The sequence below is a fragment of the Microbacterium neungamense genome, from assembly GCF_024971095.1.
Taxonomy (GTDB): Bacteria; Actinomycetota; Actinomycetes; order Actinomycetales; family Microbacteriaceae; genus Microbacterium; species Microbacterium neungamense.
In genome coordinates, this window is the sequence record NZ_CP069717.1 from 1771864 (window position 1) to 1789491 (window position 17628).

Below are 17628 nucleotides of genomic sequence, written 5' to 3' on the forward strand. Positions count from 1 at the left end.
CTCAGCCGAGGCCGAGCCGGAGGATGAACAAACCGGGGTACACCGCGAACAGCACGGAGAGCGGGAGGATCAGGAACACCAGGGGCAGGAGCATCAGGATCTCCTTGTGCCCGGCCTGCTCGATGAGCACGCGCTTGGCCTCGTCCCGGGCATCCGCCGCCTGCGCGTGCAGCACCGCCGCCAGCGGTGCTCCATGCTCGAGGGCGGCGACGACCTGGTCCACCGCGCGGGTGAGGCCGGGCAGGCGCAGCCGTGCCGCGAGCTCGCCGAGGGCGTCCGCGAGCGGCGAGCCGGTGTGCACCGCGAGCACCGAGCGGCGCAGCTCCGCGGTGAGCTCGCCCGTGCCGATCGCGGACACCCGGCGAAGCGCGTCGAGCAGGGACTCCCCCGCCGACAGGCACAGAGCGAGGAACTCCAGGGTGGTCGGCAGCTCGTCAGCGAGACGCGCCCGGCGGGCACGGGCCCGGCCGCTCAGCCGCAGGTCGCAGCCCACCGCCGCCCCCGCCGCGAGGAGGACGGGCAGCAGGGCCGCCAGCGGCGTCATCCGCCCGCCGACCGCGAGAGCCACCACGACGAGGGCCCCGGCGACCAGCCCGCCGACCGCCCAGGCGAGCTGCCGGCCGCGGAAAGCCGCCGGAGTGCTGTCGATCCCGGCCTGCGCCAAGCGCAGCCGGAGCTCGTCGCCGCCGCCCAGCATCCGTTCGAAGCCCTCGCGCACCCGCGTCCACAGCCACCGGCCCGGCATGCGCATCACACCCGGGGCGGGGAGGATGCCCGGCGGCAGCAGCTCGTCGGGCACGGCGTCGCGCACGTAGGGGGCGATGCGGCGCTCCAGCGGAAGAGCCCGCCAGCGCGGCAGCGCGGACAGCAGGACGATCAGCCCTGCGGCGAGCGCGCCGCCGAGTAGGACGGCGATCGCGAGATCGGTGACCGCCCTCATCCGAACCACCGCTCCGGCTCGGGCAGGCGACCGATCCGCAGCATGATGCGGAAGGCGACGAAGGACACGACCGCGCCGACCGCGATCACGATCACGCCCTCCGGGCTGGCGTACGCGTCGCGCCCTTCCGGGCGCAGAGCCAGGAGCCCGAGGATGACCCAGGGAGCCACCGCGCCGAGCACGGCGGCGCCGCGGATCCAGGACTGCCGCGCCTCCACCTCGCCGCGCAGTGCCGCATCCGCGCGGACCGAGGACGACAGCGCGCGCAGCACCGTGGTGAGCTCCGTGCCGCCCACCTGTCTGGCCATCCGCAGCGTCTCCAGGATGCGATCGGCGATCGGGTCGGCCAGCGCCGCCTTCAGCCGGTCGAGGCTGGTCTCGAAGCGGCCGGTCGCCTGAAGATCGCGGGCGAACACCGCGAAGGCGGGCCGTACGGCGGGAGGGGCGGAGTCGGCAAGGCTGGCGACCGCATCCGGCAGCGGGAGCCCGACGCGGATGGCCGCGACGAGCAGGTCGCACACGTCCGGCCACAGCTGGCGGCGCGCCTTGCGCAGGCGCAGCCGCCGCCCGCGCAGGTGCAGAACGGGCGCGGCGCCGCCGGCGAGGCCGGCGACCGCGGCGAGCGCGGGGATGGCGGTGAGCAGCCAGACCACGGATGCCGCCAGCAGCGCCGCGGCGACCATCACCGCGATCAGGGTGCGCGGGGCCGCCCGCGGGAATCCGGCCTCCTCGAGCAGCCGGGCGAGACGGCCGCGCCGCGACGGGCGCTCGGCTCTCGCCGCGAGCGGCCACAGCCAGGGCGAGACGCACAGCAGCAGGCCGGCGCCGAGCAGGGTGCCCACGAGGAGTGTCATGCGGGCGCTCCGGCACGGTACACGTCGCGCGTGACGATCCGCCCGTCGACGACCTCGCCGGTCGGCGCGACCACTTCGGTCACCCGCCGGCCGCCGTCTGGTTCGCGGGTGCAGTGCACGACGTAGGAGATCGCCCCGGCCAGCGCGGGGGCGATGAAGGCGCGGTCGATGTTGCGGCCGGCCAGCAGCGGGAGCAGGGCGAGCTTCTCGAGCGCCTCCACCGCGGAATTGGCGTGCACCGTGCCGGCCGCGGGCACGCCGGTGTTGAGCGCGAGCACCAGGTCGAGCGCCTCCGCGTCGCGCACCTCGCCGACGACGAGGCGCTCCGGGCGCATCCGCAGTGCCTCCTTCACGAGCCGGCGCAGCGTGATCTCCCCGGTGCCCTCCAAGCTCGCCTGCCGCCCCTGCAGGGCGACGACGTCGGGACCCTCGACGGCCAGCTCGAACGTCTCCTCGACCGTGATGATCCGCTGCCGGTCCGCGCAGGAGGCGAGGAGCGCCCCGAGCAGCGTGGTCTTGCCGGCGTGTGTGGCGCCGGAGACGATGATGCTCCGCCCCTCCAGCAGCGCCCGGTGCAGCAGCTCGGCCACCTCGGCGGGCACGGAGCCCTGGGCGACGAGCGACTCCAGGCTTCGGTGCCGGCGGAGGAACTTGCGGATGTTCACCGCCCACGATCCGCGGACGACGTCGGCGATCGCGACGTGCAGGCGGGAGCCGTCCGGGAGGGATGCGTCGACGAACGGCTGGCTGATGTCCACCCGACGGCCGGTGGAGTGCAGCATCCGCTCGACGAGATCGCGCAGCGTCGCCTCCGTGAGCGGCAGGTCGATCCTCTCGCTGACCCCGCCGCGCGCGACGAAGACGCGATCCGGACCGTTCATCCAGATCTCCTCGATGTCGGGGTCGTCCAGCAGCGGCTGCAGCACCCCGAAGCCGGACACGGCCGCCAGCACGTCGCGGACACACGCCGCCTCGTCGTCGATCATGGCGTGGCCGCGGGCGAGTGCCAGGTCGTTGTGCCGGCGCACTTCGGCCTGGGCGATGCGGCGCGCCTGCTCCGGCGCCGCCGACGGGTCGGTGTTCTCCAGGCGCAGCCGCCGCCGCACGCTCTCGGCGACGAGGACGGACGGATGACTCACGCGGGCATCATGACAGAACGGCGGCGACGGCCGCGGAAGTTATCCACACCCCGTCCGCGGCCGGCGCTACCCTCCCGGTATGACGCCGTACGAGATCAGCTCGCTGTGGGCCCAGTGGGTCGGGTCCATCGCCGGGGCGAGACCTGGCTGCTGGTGAACGAGGGCACGGTGCCCGCGCTCGACGTGCACGTGGAAGGCCTCACCGAGCTCGACCGCCGGCGCCTGAGCGCCGCGCCGCGGCCGCTGCTCGCGCCGGGCGAGGCGGTGGAGTTCACGCTGGTCTCCCGGCTCACCCTGTCCGGACCGGCGAACGTCGTCGTCACCTACCGCCTCGACGGGGACGGCGCGGAGCGGCGCCGGGTGCTGCAGGTGCCCTCCGCCTAGCGGCGCGGCCGTCCACCGGCTTCGCGGACGGCGCGAGGATCCCGGTCAGCAGGAGGATCCCGGTCAGTAGACTGAACGGACCGCGCGGGAGTGGTGAAACTGGCAGACACGCAGGATTTAGGTTCCTGTGCCTTCGGGCGTGTGGGTTCGAGTCCCACCTTCCGCACGAGCGTCGGGGGCGCAGGCTTCCCGCTGACGCCGCCCACCGCCGACCTCTGACACGACGGGACGTCATGCTTCACACCGCTCTGCAGGCGCCGACGGCGCTGATCCCCTGGCTCGATCCTGAGACGATCATCGGCGCGGCAGGTCCCTGGGCCCTGCTGGTGGTGTGCTTCATCGTGTTCGCCGAGACCGGTCTGCTCGTCGGCTTCCTGCTGCCCGGCGACACCCTGCTGGTCATCTCCGGTCTGCTCGCCCACGCGCAGTCGTACGCCCCGAACGGGGTGTTCGGCATCAGCGTGTGGTGGGTGGCGCTGCTGATCGGCCTGGCGGCCTTCGTCGGCGGAGAGGTCGGCTACCTGATCGGCCACAAGGGCGGCCCTGCGGTGTTCGAGCGCAAGGAGTCCGGCCTGTTCAGCCGCAAGAACGTCGAGCGCACCAACGCGTTCTTCGAGCGGTTCGGCGGCATCACGATCATCCTCGCCCGCTTCGTGCCCATCGTCCGCACCTTCGCGCCGGTCGCCGCCGGCGTCGGCCACATGCACAAGGGCAAGTACACCCTCTACAACCTCATCGGCGCCGTGCTGTGGGGCTTCGGGCTGACCATGTTCGGCTACGTGATCGGGTTCATCCCGCCGGTGGCATGGTTCGTCAAGGAGTACATCGATCTGATCCTGCTCGCCGCGGTCGGCGGCACCGCCGTCGTCACGCTCTGGCACTACCTCGTCGAGCGGCACAAGGCGAAGAAGGCCGCGGCGGCCGGGGAGGACGTGATCGTGGACCGCGAGGAGGCCGCTCACCTCGCCCTCGACCCGGAGGTGTTCGAGCGGGCCCCCGACCTCGACGGCGACGGCAAGCGCTGAGCCGCCGCCTGCAGCCCACGTCGGAGGCTCAGCCGGCCTTCTTCTTGCCCTTCTTCGCCGGCGCCCCGGACTCCTTCGACTCCTTGCCGCCGGCATCCTTCCGCGCGGCCTTGGACTTCTCCACGCTCGCGCGCAGCGCCTCCATCAGGTCGATGACCTCGCCGCCCTTCTCCTCGCCCTCCTCGGCGAAGGTCTCGGCGACGTCGAAGCCCTCGCCGGCCTCGATCTTGGCGTCGATGAGGGTGCGCAGCTCCTTCTGGTACTCGTCGACGTACTCATCCGGGTCGAAGTCGCTGGAATAGCTGTCCACGAGCGAGGCCGACAGCTCGAGCTCCTTCTTGCTGATCGTCACGTCCTCCTCGAGGGCCGGGAAGGATGCCTCGCGCACCTCGTCCGCCCAGAGCAGGGTCTGCAGCACGAGCACGTTCCCGCGCACCCGCAGCGCCGCCAGCCGGGTCTTCTGCCGCAGCGTGAACCGCACGATCGCGGTGCGATCGGTCTGCTCCAGGGTCTTCCGCAGCAGCACGTACGCCTTGGGCGACTTCGAGTCCGGCTCCAGGTAGTACGCCCGGTCGAGCGTGAGCAGGTCGACCTGGTCGCTGGGCACGAACTCGACCACGTCGATCTCCCGGCTCTTCTCGGCCGGCAGCGCGTCGAGGTCCTCCTTGGTGATCACGATGGTGCGCCCGTCGTCGACGTAGGCGCGGTCGATGTCGGCGTAGGGGACCGTCTCGCCGCACACCTCGCAGGTGCGCTGGTAGCGGATGCGGCCGCCGTCCTTGGCGTGCACCTGATGCAGCGGCACGTCGTGGTCCTCCGTCGCCGAGTACACCTTCACCGGCACGTTCACCAGGCCGAAGGTCAGCGCGCCCTTCCAGATGCTTCTCATCACACCAGTAGACACCAGGCACACCTTTCACGACCAGGGGGTTGCGCACGGCGGATACGCTGGCGGCATGGCATCCGGCGGGCAGGTCGTGCAGATCGACGGGCGCCGCCTGCGCGTGACCAATCTCGACAAGATCGTCTACCCCGAGACCGGCACCACCAAGGGCGAGGTGATCGCCTACTACACGCGGATCGCCCCGGTGATGCTCCCGCACGTCCGCGGTCGTCCGGCGACGCGCAAGCGGTGGGTGGACGGCGTGGGGACGACGGATGCCCCGGCCGAGGCGTTCTTCACCAAGCAGCTCGAGCAGGGCGCCCCGGACTGGATCCGGCGGATGCCGATCGAGCACTCCGACGGGCCGAAGGAGTACCCGCTCATCGAGGACGTCCCCACCCTGGTGTGGATGGCGCAGATGGCGGCCCTGGAGCTGCACGTGCCGCAGTGGCGGTTCACCGCCTCGGGCGGACGGGGCCGTCCCGATCGCATGGTGCTCGACCTCGATCCCGGCCCGGAGGTCGGGTTGCCCGAGTGCGCCGAGGTGGCGCGGCTGGCCCGCGGCATCCTGACCGGGATGGGGCTGGAGCCGATGCCGGTCACCAGCGGCAGCAAGGGCATCCACCTCTACTGCCGGCTGCCCACGAGCGAGGACGGCACCGGCCTGCAGACCAGCGACGAGGTCTCCGCGGTGGCGAAGGAGCTGGCCCGGCTGATCGAGGCGGACCACCCCGACCTGGCGACGCACGTGATGGCGAAGTCCGCGCGCGGCGGAAAAGTGTTCATCGACTGGAGCCAGAACAGCGCGTCGAAGACGACCATCGCGCCGTACTCGCTGCGCGGCCGCGCGCACCCCTGGGTCGCGGCGCCGCGCACGTGGGAGGAGCTGGACGACCCCGAGCTCGCGCACCTCTCGTTCGGCGAGGTGCTGGACCGGGTGGATGCCGGGATCGACCCGTTCGCCTCCCTCGCCCCGCCGTCCACCGCCCTCTCCTCGTATCTGGCCAAGCGCGACGCGTCGAAGACGCCGGAGCCCATGCCGCGGACGGCATCCGCCGGCGGCTCAGGCGCCCCGCGGTTCGTCATCCAGGAGCACCACGCCTCACGGCTGCACTACGACCTGCGCATCGAGCGCGACGGGGTGCTGATCAGCTGGGCGGTGCCGAAGGGGGTGCCGGAGACCTCGGATCGCAATCATCTGGCCGTGATGACCGAGCCGCATCCGCTGGAGTACCTCACCTTCGAGGGGGAGATCCCGAAGGGCGAGTACGGGGCGGGCACCATGACGCTGTGGGACACCGGCACGGTGGCACTGGAGAAGTGGCGCGACGACGAGGTGATCGGCACCTTCACCGGCCGCCCCGGCGGGCGGCTGGGGTCGGTGCGGCTGGCGCTCATCCGCACCGAGGGCAGCGGGGAGAAGTCGCAGTGGCTCCTCCACCGCATGAAGGACCCGCACGGGCATCCGACGGCCCACCCGGGCGAACCCCCGTCGGCCCCCGAGCCTGTCGCCGGGTCCGCGGCCACGCACGGCGACGCTTCGACGGGCTCAGCGTCCGGAGGCTCGGCGTCCGGAGGCGACGCTTCGACGGGCTCAGCGTTCGCAGGCTCGGCGTCCGGAGACAAGCCCACCCTCGCGACGCTCGAGCCGATGCTGGCCGAGGCGGGGACGCCCGGCCTCGCCCGCGCCCTCGGGGATCCGGCCTGGGCGGAGATCAAGTGGGACGGCATCCGCGCCCTCGGCACGTGGCGGGACGGGCGGATGCGGCTGCACGCCCGCCGCGGCACCGACATCACCGCCCGCTACCCCGAGCTCACCGCCGACGGCGCCCCTCTCCTGCCCGCCGACGAGGCGGTCGTGGACGGCGAGATCGTCGCCTTCGACGCGGCCGGACGCCCCAGCTTCGCCCGGCTGCAGAACCGGATGCACCTGACCCGGCCTCGGGAGATCGAGCGCGAGGTGGTGCGCACGCCCGTCGTGTACCTGCTGTTCGACCTGCTGCGGCTGAACGGGCACGAGCTCACCGGGATGCCGCTGCGGCAGCGCCGGGAGCTGCTCGAACAGGTCGCCGCCGATCTCGACGCCCCGGTGCAGGTCGCCCCGGTGTTCGACGACATCGACGCGGCGCTGGACGCCAGCCGGCAGTACGGTCTGGAGGGGGTGGTCGCCAAGGACCCCGCCTCCCGCTACCGGCCGGGCGTGCGGTCGTCGGCGTGGCTGAAGCTCAAGCACACCCGCACCCAGGAGGCGGTGATCGTGGGCATCCGTCCCGGGCAGGGCAACCGGCAGGGCACGATCGGGTCGCTGCTGCTGGCCGTGCCGGAGGAGGATGCCGGCACGCTCCGGCTGCGCTATGTGGGCAAGGTGGGCAGCGGGTTCACCGAACGGATGCTGGCCGACCTGTCCGCCCGCCTTGAGCCGCTGCGCACGCCGGCCCCGGCGGTGCCGGACGTGCCTCGACCGGAGGCGAAGGACGCGCAGTGGGTGCGACCCGAGCTCGTGGGCGAGGTGGAGTTCTCGGAGTGGACTCCCGGCGGCATCCTGCGGCACGCGCGCTGGCGCGGCCTCCGACCGGACAAGACACCCGACGAGGTGCGCGTGGAGCCGTGACCGGCGTCGAGCCCCGACCGGCGCCGAGCCCGACCGGCGGCGTGGTCAGGCGTGCGCCGCCTCGCAGTCCGGGTGATCGGCGGGCTCGAGCTGGAAGGTGGAGTGCTCCACGTCGAAGTGGTCGGCGAGGCAGGCCTGCAGATCCGCGAGCAGGGCCGACGACCCGCCCGACGCGAGCAGCGCGGGGTCGACCGCGACGTGGGCGGTGAACACCGGGGCGCCGCGGGTGAGTTGCCAGACGTGCACGTCGTGGACGCCGACGACCCCGGGGTAGCCCTCCAGGTGGCCGCGGATCTCGCTCACCGCGGTGCCTTTCGGTGCGGACTCGGCCAGCACGGAGAACACCTCGCGCAGCAGCGAGACCGCCCGCGGCAGGATCATCACCGCGATGACGAGCGAGGCGATCGCATCCGCCGGCATCCATCCGGTCGCGACGATCACGATCGCCGCGGCGATCACGAACACCGAGCCGATGAGGTCGCCCAGCACCTCCAGGTACGCGCCGCGCACGTTGATGCTCTTCCGCTGCGCCGCACTCAGCAGCCACAGCGAGAAGCCGTTCGCGAGCATGCCGACCACGGCGACGATCAGCATCAGCGGGCCGGCGACCTCGGCCTCGCCGGGCTGGATCAGCCGGGTAACCCCCTGCACGGCGACGACCGTCATCAGCACGAGCAGCACGACGGCGTTGATCAGCGCCCCGAACACCTCGGCGCGCTGGTAGCCGAACGTGCGCCGGTCGTCGGCCGGGCGGGCGGCGACGATGCTGGCGATGAGTGCGATCACGAGCGCCGAGGAGTCGGTGAGCATGTGCGCCGCGTCGGCGAGCAGCGCGATCGACCCCGACAGCACGGCGCCGACGATCTGCACGACCATCACGGTCGCGGTGAGCGCGAGCGAGATCGCGAGCAGCCGGCGCCCGCCGGCCTCCCGGATGCTGCCGTGTGCATGTGCGTGGTCGTGCATGCATCCAGGCTAGGACGGCACCGCCCCGGCACGGCGCAGGTCGGCGCAGTCGGGAATGGTGATGATTCTCAGAAGGCGGATGCGGACGGCCGGATGCCCGACCGACGGACGTCCGCCGCCGGGCGTCGGATGCTCAGAGCTCGGCGAGCAGCGGGATCAGCGCCGCGAAGGCGCGGGCGCGGTGGGATTCGGCCTGCTTCTCCTCGGCGGTGTACTCCCCCACGGTGCGCTCGGCGCCGTCAGGCTGGCCGTCCGGGATGAAGATCGGGTCGTAGCCGAAGCCGCCGCTGCCGGACGGGGCGTGTGCGAGCCGGCCGCGCCAGATCCCCTCGACGACGCGCTCCCGGCCGTCGGGTGTGACCAGCGCGATCGTGGAGTGGAACTCGGCGCCGCGGTGCGCGTCGGCGATGTCGCGCAGCTGGTCGAGCAGCAGATCGAGGTTCGCCGCGGCGTCCTTGCGCTGGCCGGCCCAGTACGCGGAGAAGACGCCCGGTGCACCGCCCAGCACGTCGACGCAGATGCCGGAGTCGTCGGCGAGCGCGGCGAGCCCGGTGTGCGCGGCGGCGGCACGTGCCTTGATCAGCGCGTTCTCCGCGAAGGTGACCCCGTCCTCGACCGGCTCCGGACCGTCGTAGCCGATCACCTCGAGGTCCGGGCGGGCCTTCGCCACGATCTGCTGGAACTCGGCGACCTTGTGCGGATTGTGCGTGGCGAGCACGACCTTCATCGCGCGGACCCCGGGTCGGGCGCTTCGACGGGCTCAGCGTCCGAGACCGGCTGAGCGTCCGACAGGGCGGCGGCCTGCAGCTGGGTGAGCCGCGCGCATCCGGCCAGTCCGAGGTCGAGGAGGGCGTCCAGCTCGCTCTTGTCGAACGGCGCCCCCTCGGCGGTGCCCTGCACCTCGACGAAGAGTCCGCGGCCGGTCACGACGACGTTCATGTCGGTCTCGGCGCGCACGTCCTCCACGTATGCCAGATCCAGCATGGGCTCGCCGTCGATGATGCCCACGGACACCGCCGCGACCGAATCGCGCAGCGGCACCGCGTTCTTCCCGATCAGCTTCTGCGCACGGCCCCACGCGATCGCGTCCGCGAGGGCGACGTAGGCGCCGGTGATGGCGGCCGTGCGTGTGCCGCCGTCGGCCTGCAGCACGTCGCAGTCGATCACGATGGTGTTCTCGCCGAGGGCCTTGGTGTCGACGACGGCGCGCAGCGCACGGCCGATCAGCCGGGAGATCTCGTGAGTGCGCCCGCCGATGCGGCCCTTCACGCTCTCGCGGTCGTTGCGGGTGTTCGTCGATCGCGGCAGCATGGCGTACTCCGCGGTCACCCAGCCCTTGCCCTTGCCGGTGAGCCAGCGCGGCACGCCGCTGGTGAACGAAGCGGTGCACAGCACGGTGGTGCCGCCGAAGCTGATCAGCGCGGAGCCCTCGGCGTGGCGCGACCAGCCGCGCTCGATCCGGACCTCGCGGAGCTGGTCGGGGGCGCGGCCGTCGGCGCGGACGATGTCGGTCATGGTGTCCTCTCGGATGTGCGGATGACGCTCAGGCGCGGTCGGCCCGCGACAGGTGGGGAAGGGTGATCGCCCCGGTCTGCACGAGCTGCACGTCGCGCACCTCGCGCCCCATCAGGCGGTTGGCGAGCCGGGTGAAGTCGTCTGCGGACTCCCCCGTCGCCTCGTACACGTAGCTCGGCACAGCGCCCTCCGGCGCCAGCAGGTCGCCGCGCACGAGCTGCCGGTACACGTCCGCGGCGGTCTCGTCATCGCTGGAGACCAGGGTGACCCCGTCGCCCATCACGTAGCTGATCGCCCCGCGCAGGAACGGGTAGTGGGTGCATCCGAGCACCAGCGTGTCGACGCCCGCATCCCGCAGCGGCGCGAGGTACTCCTCGGCGGTCGCGAGCACTTCCGGAGTCCCGGTGATCCCGGCCTCGACGAATTCGACGAAGCGCGGGCACGCCGCTGTGAACACCTCCAGGCGCTCGTTCACCTCGAGCATGTCCTGATAGGCGCGGGAGCCGATCGTGCCCACGGTCCCGATCACGCCGACCCGGCCGTTGCGGGTGGTGGACACGGCGCGGCGCACGGCGGGCCCGATCACCTCGACGACGGGGACGTCGTAGCGCTCGCGGGCGTCGCGCAGCATGGCGGCGGATGCCGTGTTGCACGCGATCACGAGCATCTTCACGCCCTGGTCGACGAGGGTGTCCAGCACCTCGAGCGCGTACCGGCGCACCTCGGCGATCGGCTTGGGCCCGTAGGGCGAGTGGGCGGTGTCGCCGATGTAGACCAGCGACTCCTGCGGCAGCTGCGCGCGGATCGCGCGTGCGACGGTGAGCCCGCCGACACCGGAGTCGAAGATGCCGATCGGCGCGTCGTTCATGATCATCCAGCCTATCCCGGCACGGCGGGTGCGATCGGGCGGTGGCAGCCCCGGCCCGGCAGCTCCCGACGCGGCTCCTAGGCTCCGGACGCGCCGAGCGTCCGGAGCGCCTCCCGCAGCACGCCGCCGGAGGCGGCCAGGGCCTCGCGCGCCCGCGCGGCATCCGTCCCGCCCGCGACGATCGCGATCGCGAGCTTCGCCGAGCCGTCGGCGGCCTCGAGCGCCTGCGCGGACACTCGGGCGTCGCAGCCGGTCGCGTGCATCACGATCCTCTCCGCGCGGGCGCGAAGCTTCGCGTTCGTGGCCTGCACGTCCACCATGAGGTTCCCGTGCACGGCGCCGAGCTGCACCATCGTCAGGGTGGAGAGCGTGTTCAGCACCAGCTTCTGCGCGGTGCCCGCCTTCAGCCGGGTCGACCCGGCGACGATCTCGGGGCCGACCTCGACCTCGATCGCGACGTCCGCCTCGCCGGACATCTCGGCGCCGCGGTTAGCCGCCAGCGCCACGGTGAAGGCGCCGCTCGCCCGCGCGGCCCGCAGCGCGGCGCAGCGCGGTCTCTCCGCCCGCGACGATGCCGACCACGAGGCCGGGATCGGCGCCGAACGTGGGCGGCACCTCGCTGGCGTCGAGCACGCCGAGGCGGCCGGGCGTGCCGGCGCCGATGTAGACGAGCCGGCCTCCGCCGCGCAGCCTCGCCACGATGCCGTCCACGGCACGGGCGATGCTCGCCTGCGCCCGGCGGACCGCCTCGGCCGCGGCGACCCCCTGCTCCGCCATCGCCGCGACCTGCTCCGCCGTGCTCATCAGGTCGAGCTCGGCGTAGGCCGGGTCCACGGCCTCCGTCGCCAGCGTGTCCAGTTCGTCCCGCACTCCGTCGTTCCCGGTCATGCGATCACGGTACCGGGGCCGCCGCCGCGGCGGCATCCGGCCGCATCCGGCGGCGGGTCGGCCGGAGCCCGCTCAGTACACTGAGCCCATGAGCACCGCGTTCCTCACCGACCGCTACGAACTGACCATGCTGGCGGCATCGCTGCGCGACGGGACGGGGCGGCGGCCCAGCGTGTTCGAGCTGTTCTCCAGGCGCCTGTCCGGCGGCCGGCGGTTCGGGGTCGTGGCCGGGACGGGGCGCCTGCTGTCGCTGCTGCGCGACTTCCACTTCGGCGAGGACGAGCTGCGTTATCTGCGCGACAACCGCGTGGTGGATGCCGACGCTCTGCGCTACCTGGAGGGCTACCGGTTCACCGGGACCATCCGCGGATACCGGGAAGGGGAGCTGTACTTCCCCGGATCCCCCATCCTCACCGTGGAGGGCACCTTCGCCGACGCGGTGGTGCTGGAGACGCTCGCGCTCAGCGTCCTCAACCACGACTCGGCGGTGGCGACGGCCGCCTCGCGCATGAGCATCGCGGCCGGTGAGCGCCCGCTCGCCGAGATGGGCTCCCGCCGGGCTGCGGAGGAGTCCGCGGTGGCGGCCGCGCGGGCTGCGTTCATCGCCGGGTTCGGGGCGACCAGCAACCTCGAGGCCGGCCGGCGCTGGGGCATCCCCACCATGGGCACGGCCGCGCACTCCTGGACACTGCTGCACGACACCGAGGAGGACGCGTTCCGCGCCCAGGTGGAGGCGCTCGGCACCGGGACGACCCTGCTCGTCGACACCTACGACATCCGCGCCGGCGTCGAGACTGCGGTGCGCGTGGCCGGCACCGGCCTCGGCGGCGTGCGCATCGACTCCGGCGACCTGCCGATCGTGGCCGCCGAGGTGCGCGCGCACCTCGACGAGCTGGGCGCCACCGGGACGAAGATCACCGTCACCAGCGACCTCGACGAATACGCGATCGCCGCTCTCGCCGCCTCGCCCGTGGACGCCTACGGCGTCGGCACCTCGGTCGTGACCGGATCCGGCTACCCGACCGCGAGCATGGTGTACAAGCTCGTCGCACGCCAGGCGCCGGACGGCTCGTGGGTGGCCGTCGCGAAGGCGTCCACCGACAAGGGGTCCAAGGGCGGCCGGAAGGCCGCGTTCCGGACGCTCGAGGACGGCGTGGCCACCGCGGAGACGATCGCGGTCTCCGACGGCTTCGAAGAGGTCGACGTGCCGTCCGAGCACCCCGGGTCCCGGCCGCTGCAGATCACCCTGGTCGACCACGGCGACATCGACACCGCGCACGAGGGGCCCGAGGGCACGGCCGCCGCGCGCGCCCATCACCTGCAGGTGCGCGAGGAGCTGCCGATCCGCGCTCTCGCGCTCAGCAAGTCCGACCCGGCGATCCCGACCGTCTTCGAAGACGCCCGTTAGGGCCCGGCCTCAGTTCTTGAGGCCCTCGTAGATCTCCTTGCAGGTGGGGCAGATCGAGAACTTCTCCGGGTCGCGCCCGGGCGTCCACTTCTTGCCGCACAGCGCCCGCACAGGCTTGCCGGTAATCGCGGACTCGAGGATCTTGTCCTTCTTCACGTAATGCGAGAAGCGCTCATGGTCGCCGGGCTCGAGGTTCTCCTCGCGGAGGATCTCTTCGAGTTCACGATCAAGCGTTGCCACGCCGCCCTGATCGGGGCTGTCCAGCGGAGTACTCATGCCGCGAGTCTAGTCGCGCCCGGCCCGGCTCAGGTCGTCTCCGCGAACTCCATCAGCCGCTCCCCGCTGCGTTCGAAGATGCGCCCGCCGAGCATCACGCCGCCGGCGACGACGACCGCGCCGGTGAGGACGCCCACCCAGAACGCGGCGGCCCCGTGGCCGCCCGTGATCACCGCGAGAACGAACAGCCAGATCGTCGGGCCGCTCAGCAGGATCGCACCCACGAAGGTCAGCGCCGGGCCGAACGATCCGTACGAGGAGCGCTGCGGCTGCTGGAACGGGCTGTCGCCCGGCCGGGAGACGGCGTAGGGCGCGATGACCGACGCGATGCTGGACATGCCCAGGCCGGTGAGCAGGAGGCTCGCGGCGAGGCCGATCATCGGCATCAGCAGATGCCAGCGGGATGCCACGGCGAGGCTGACCGAGATCGCGACAGCCAGGGTGGGCACCGCGACCAGCGTCACCGGCACCAGCCGGCCCAGCCGGTCGGGGATGCCGCGCAGGCCGCTGGCGACGTGGATCCACACGGCGGTCGAGTCGTAGGCGACGTCGTTGTGCGGCAGCCAGCCGAAGAAGAGCGCCATCACCGGGACCGGGACCAGCGCGGCGATCGACAGCGGCACTCCGGCCACCAGCAGCGGGAAGACGGTGAGGACGCCGGCGATCGGCACGACGATCACGTTGACGATGTAGCGCCGGTCGCGCAGCCAGTACACCAGGCTGCGCGCGGCGACGGCGCCGAACGCGGTGGACGGCATGATGCCGAACCAGCCCATGCCGGAGCGCTCCCGGGCGGCGACCGGGCGCTCGGTGGTCGTGAGCATGTGCCGCACGAGCGCGTTCCACAGCCAGGCGATGCCGACCGCGGTGGCGAGGGCGACGATGCCGGAGAGCCACGCCCCGCCGGTGTCTCCGGATTCGGCGGCGAAGATGAGCCCGTACGGGGCGGCGAGCGGTGTCGCACCGGCGATCGCGGACATCGTCTCGACGCCGTGCGGCACCCGCCCCTTCCACGCCAGCGAGGCGAAGTACACCGCGACCGGGAACGCGATCACGATGACCGGGATCGTGAACAGCACGGTCAGCTCCCGCGAGCGCCGCTCGGGCAGCAGGATCGCGCTGGCCGCCATGCCGATCCGCGCGACCATGATCGTGGTCATCGCGCCGACGAGGCTGCACAGCACGGCCAGCAGCCACGGCACGCCGGCGCCGATCGCGACGACGGCGACGCAGGCGGCGATGGCCAGCATCGCCAGGCTCGGAACGCTGACCACCGAGGCGAGCAGGAGGATCCACGGCATCCGCCGTTCGTCGACGCCGAACGGGGCGAAGCGCCTCGGGTCGAGCTGGTCCACCGTGCCGGAGAGCATCGGCCCGACCAGGAAGGCGAGGAAGGCCGCGGCCCCGCCGAGCACGATGACGGCGCGCGCGACGGGCGCGGGCGCGTCGTCCAGGCCGAGCACGGCGACGCACACCGCGACGGTGAGCACGACCGCGATCGCGAACCCGAGCGCGGTGCGCACCGGCCGCTCGCCGCGCAGCGCTCCGACCAGGAGCGCCAGCCTCAGGCGGAGAACGTGTGCAACCACTCGAGGCCCTCCACTTCCCCGCCGCCGCCGGACAGCTCGACGAAGCGCGTCTCCAGGGACTTGCCGGCGCGCACCTCGTCGATCGTGCCCTCTGCGAGGACCTCCCCCTCGACGATGATCGCGACGCGTGAGCAGACCCGCTCGACGAGGTCCATGCCGTGGCTGGACAGGATCACGGTGCCGCCGTGCGACACGTACGAGCGCAGGATGTCGAGGATCACGCCGGAGGACACCGGGTCGACGGCCTCGAACGGCTCGTCGAGCACGAGCACGCGCGGCGAGTGGATCATCGCGCCGGCGAGCATCACCTTCTTGGTCATGCCGGCCGAGTAGTCCGAGACGACGCGACTGAGAGCCTCGGTCAGGTCCAAGGCGCGGGCGAGGTCGGCGATGCGCTTCTCGATCACGGCGTGCTGCAGGCCGCGCAGCTGCCCGTAGTAGTGCAGCAGCTGCCGCCCGGTGAGGCGGTCGAAGGTGCGCAGCCGGTCGGGGAGCACGCCCATCACCCGCTTGGCGGCCAGCGGCTTGACCCGCTGGTCGATGCCGCAGATCATCACGCTGCCCGCGTCCGGCCGCAGCAGCCCGGCGATGACGGAGAGGGTCGTGGTCTTGCCGGCGCCGTTCGGGCCGACGAGCCCGTAGAAGGAGCCGGCCGGAACCGTGATGTCGATGCCGTCCACCGCCCGGCTCTCGCCGAAGCGCTTGACGAGCCCACGGATCACGATCGCCTCGGCCGGGGCCGCCGAGGCGGCGGGCGTCACGCGCGGGGTGGTGGCGGTTTCGGCGGCGGGCGCTTGGGTCGGGGTGGTCTCCCCGGCAGGCGCGTCGGCGGGGGTGGCTTCCGCGACGGGCGCTTCAGCCGCGGCCGCATCGGCGGCAGGGCCGTCGGATGCCGGGGACGCGTCCTGCTCCAGGCCAGGCTCCTCGACGGCCGGCGCAACCTCCGCGACGGCCGGTTCAGGCTCCGCGACGGCGGACGTGGACTCGTCGACGACCGACCCGGACTCGTCGACCGCCGGCGCGGGCTCCTCGACCGAGGCCGGCTTCGAGATGGTCTCGATGGGCCCGGACACGACGTCGATCTCGGTGCGCTTGGCGTCGTCGCTGGAGACGGTCGCCCGCGACCCGCGAGCGCTCCCGGAGCCGGACGAGGTGCGCGACGCGGGCCGGGTCGCAGCGGTCTTCGCGGACGTCGCGCGCGCCGGCTTCCTGCGCGGGGTCGCTTCCGTCGCGGCGGGCTCGGTCGCCGGAGGTTCGGTCGAGACGGCCTCGGTCGGAGCAGGCTGGGTCGAGTCGGACGGCGCCTCCGCATCGGCGGCCAGCGTGGCCGCCGCGGACTTCCGCGCCTTCGTGGTCCGTGCCGTCGTGGTGGTCGTCTTCGTCGTCGCGCCCTCGGCCGCGGTGGTGGCGGCGCTGGTCGGGTCCTCGACGGATGCCGCTTCGCCGGCGGCGTTCTTCCTCGCGGTGGTCTTGGCGGTCGCGGTCTTCGTGCCGGACGTCTTCGTCGCGGCGGTCTTCGCGGCCGTGGTCTTCGTTGCAGTGGTCTTCGCGGCCGTGGTCTTCCGCGCAGCCGGCTTCTTCGCCGCCGTCTTCGTCGTCGCGGTCTTCTTCGCCGCCGTCTTCTTCGCGACAGCCGCGTCCCCGGGCTTCCCCCCAGCAGCCGCCTCCGCCTCCGCCTGCGCGGCCTCCGCCTTCGCCGCTTCGGCCTTCGCAGCGGCGGCCTTGGCGGCAGCCGTCTTGGCCGCCGTCGTCCTGGCGGCGGTTGTCCTCGCGCTGCTCTTCGCCGCCGCGGCCTTCGCGGCCGCCTCCTTCACCGCGGCGGTCTTGGCCGCGGCGGCCGCCGACGCTCGCTTGGTGGCGGCCGCCTTCGCGGCGGCGGTCTTGCGTGCGGCCGCCTTCGCGGCGGCGGTCTTGCGTGCGGCCGCCTTCGCCGCGGCGGTCGCGGCGGCATCCGGGGATGCGGCGGGAGTCTTGCCAGCAGCGGTCTTCTTCGCCGACTTCCGCGCGCCGGCGTCGTCGGTCGCGCCCTCGGATGCGGTGCGCCCGGACGCGCCTCCCGCCCGGGCGCCGCCCGCGCGGGCATCCGTCATCTCGTCCGTCGCGGCGTCAGCAGGATCGGCTCCGGAATCGAGAGAAGAAGTCACGTGCCTAAGGTATCAAGCCGCTTCCCGCGCACTCCGGCGAACCTGAGCGTTCGGTGTGCACTCGGTCACGAAACGGCAACGGCATCCGCGCGACCGGCGCTCTCCCAGGTGACATCGCTAGCATGACAGCGGCACGAA

Annotated in this window: 17 protein-coding genes and 1 tRNA gene; 5 read left to right on the forward strand and 13 right to left on the reverse strand. The window is 72.8% G+C overall.

All coding sequences use genetic code 11. The features are described from left to right. Position 1: 1 nt before the first annotated feature. From JSY13_RS08575 to JSY13_RS08585, 3 genes are read right to left on the reverse strand one after another with little or no spacing between them, the layout of a single operon-like run. Positions 2-940 (reverse strand): type II secretion system F family protein, encoded by a 939-nt coding sequence (locus tag JSY13_RS08575; protein WP_259606291.1) that lies wholly within the window; start codon positions 938-940, stop codon positions 2-4. Then, on the reverse strand, positions 937-1794 hold the full coding sequence (locus tag JSY13_RS08580; protein WP_259606292.1) for a type II secretion system F family protein: 858 nt from the start codon (positions 1792-1794) through the stop codon (positions 937-939). The genes JSY13_RS08575 and JSY13_RS08580 overlap by 4 nt, the downstream gene beginning before the upstream one ends. Beyond that, complete coding sequence (locus tag JSY13_RS08585) at positions 1791-2933, reverse strand: TadA family conjugal transfer-associated ATPase (RefSeq protein WP_259606293.1); 1143 nt, start codon at positions 2931-2933, stop codon at positions 1791-1793. Before JSY13_RS08585 ends, JSY13_RS08580 begins: the two co-directional genes overlap by 4 nt. A 105-nt stretch (positions 2934-3038) precedes the next feature. Here JSY13_RS08585 and JSY13_RS08590 point away from each other — a divergent pair, with 105 nt between their 5' ends. From JSY13_RS08590 to JSY13_RS08600, 3 genes are all read left to right on the forward strand, one after another. After that, the gene (locus JSY13_RS08590; protein WP_259606294.1) at positions 3039-3317 is read left to right on the forward strand and encodes a hypothetical protein; all 279 of its coding nucleotides are present in this window, start codon (positions 3039-3041) and stop codon (positions 3315-3317) included. An 84-nt stretch (positions 3318-3401) separates the two neighbouring features. Beyond that, positions 3402-3483: transfer RNA gene (locus JSY13_RS08595), tRNA-Leu, on the forward strand. 67 nt (positions 3484-3550) lie between these two features. Continuing rightward, positions 3551-4342 carry a DedA family protein gene (locus tag JSY13_RS08600; protein ID WP_259606295.1) on the forward strand — a complete coding sequence of 264 codons (792 nt, stop codon included), beginning with the start codon at positions 3551-3553 and terminating at the stop codon, positions 4340-4342. A gap of 28 nt (positions 4343-4370) precedes the next feature. On the opposite strand, the gene ku is transcribed toward JSY13_RS08600, so the two are convergent. Continuing rightward, a complete protein-coding gene (gene ku / locus JSY13_RS08605; protein WP_259606296.1) occupies positions 4371-5231 on the reverse strand; it encodes a non-homologous end joining protein Ku in 861 nt (286 codons plus the stop codon). A 67-nt stretch (positions 5232-5298) separates the two neighbouring features. On the opposite strand from ku, the gene JSY13_RS08610 reads away from it, so the two are divergent. Further along, positions 5299-7836: an ATP-dependent DNA ligase gene (locus JSY13_RS08610; RefSeq protein ID WP_259606297.1), complete on the forward strand. Its 2538-nt coding sequence runs from the start codon at positions 5299-5301 to the stop codon at positions 7834-7836. Positions 7837-7881: 45 nt separating this feature from the next. On the opposite strand, the gene JSY13_RS08615 is transcribed toward JSY13_RS08610, so the two are convergent. The 6 genes from JSY13_RS08615 to JSY13_RS08640 form a co-directional block, all read right to left on the reverse strand. Then, entirely contained in the window at positions 7882-8802 is a 921-nt protein-coding gene (locus JSY13_RS08615) for a cation diffusion facilitator family transporter (RefSeq protein WP_259606298.1), read from the reverse strand. A 133-nt stretch (positions 8803-8935) separates the two neighbouring features. Further along, complete coding sequence (gene rdgB, locus JSY13_RS08620) at positions 8936-9529, reverse strand: RdgB/HAM1 family non-canonical purine NTP pyrophosphatase (RefSeq protein ID WP_259606299.1); 594 nt, start codon at positions 9527-9529, stop codon at positions 8936-8938. Continuing rightward, on the reverse strand, positions 9526-10317 hold the full coding sequence (gene rph, locus JSY13_RS08625; RefSeq protein ID WP_259606300.1) for a ribonuclease PH: 792 nt from the start codon (positions 10315-10317) through the stop codon (positions 9526-9528). The genes rdgB and rph overlap by 4 nt, the downstream gene beginning before the upstream one ends. Before the next feature lie 28 nt (positions 10318-10345). Further along, positions 10346-11185 (reverse strand): glutamate racemase, encoded by an 840-nt coding sequence (gene murI / locus JSY13_RS08630; RefSeq protein WP_259608176.1) that lies wholly within the window; start codon positions 11183-11185, stop codon positions 10346-10348. 77 nt (positions 11186-11262) lie between these two features. After that, a complete protein-coding gene (locus tag JSY13_RS08635; protein ID WP_259606301.1) occupies positions 11263-11691 on the reverse strand; it encodes an N-acetylmuramic acid 6-phosphate etherase in 429 nt (142 codons plus the stop codon). Next, a complete protein-coding gene (locus JSY13_RS08640) occupies positions 11675-12073 on the reverse strand; it encodes an N-acetylmuramic acid 6-phosphate etherase family protein (protein ID WP_259606302.1) in 399 nt (132 codons plus the stop codon). Before JSY13_RS08640 ends, JSY13_RS08635 begins: the two co-directional genes overlap by 17 nt. Here JSY13_RS08640 and JSY13_RS08645 point away from each other — a divergent pair. Then, a complete protein-coding gene (locus JSY13_RS08645; RefSeq protein WP_432806404.1) occupies positions 12072-13481 on the forward strand; it encodes a nicotinate phosphoribosyltransferase in 1410 nt (469 codons plus the stop codon). The two genes, JSY13_RS08640 and JSY13_RS08645, sit on opposite strands and share 2 nt — an antisense overlap. Before the next feature lie 9 nt (positions 13482-13490). Here the strand turns inward: JSY13_RS08645 and JSY13_RS08650 are convergent, their stop codons facing one another. From JSY13_RS08650 to JSY13_RS12555, 3 genes are read right to left on the reverse strand one after another with little or no spacing between them, the layout of a single operon-like run. Then, positions 13491-13757, reverse strand: coding sequence for a DUF3039 domain-containing protein (locus JSY13_RS08650; protein WP_259606303.1), 267 nt, complete (start codon positions 13755-13757; stop codon positions 13491-13493). 29 nt (positions 13758-13786) lie between these two features. Then, the gene (locus JSY13_RS08655) at positions 13787-15346 is read right to left on the reverse strand and encodes a hypothetical protein (protein WP_259606304.1); all 1560 of its coding nucleotides are present in this window, start codon (positions 15344-15346) and stop codon (positions 13787-13789) included. Then, complete coding sequence (locus JSY13_RS12555) at positions 15322-17490, reverse strand: ATP-binding cassette domain-containing protein (RefSeq protein ID WP_349773847.1); 2169 nt, start codon at positions 17488-17490, stop codon at positions 15322-15324. Before JSY13_RS12555 ends, JSY13_RS08655 begins: the two co-directional genes overlap by 25 nt. Positions 17491-17628 lie beyond the last annotated feature (138 nt).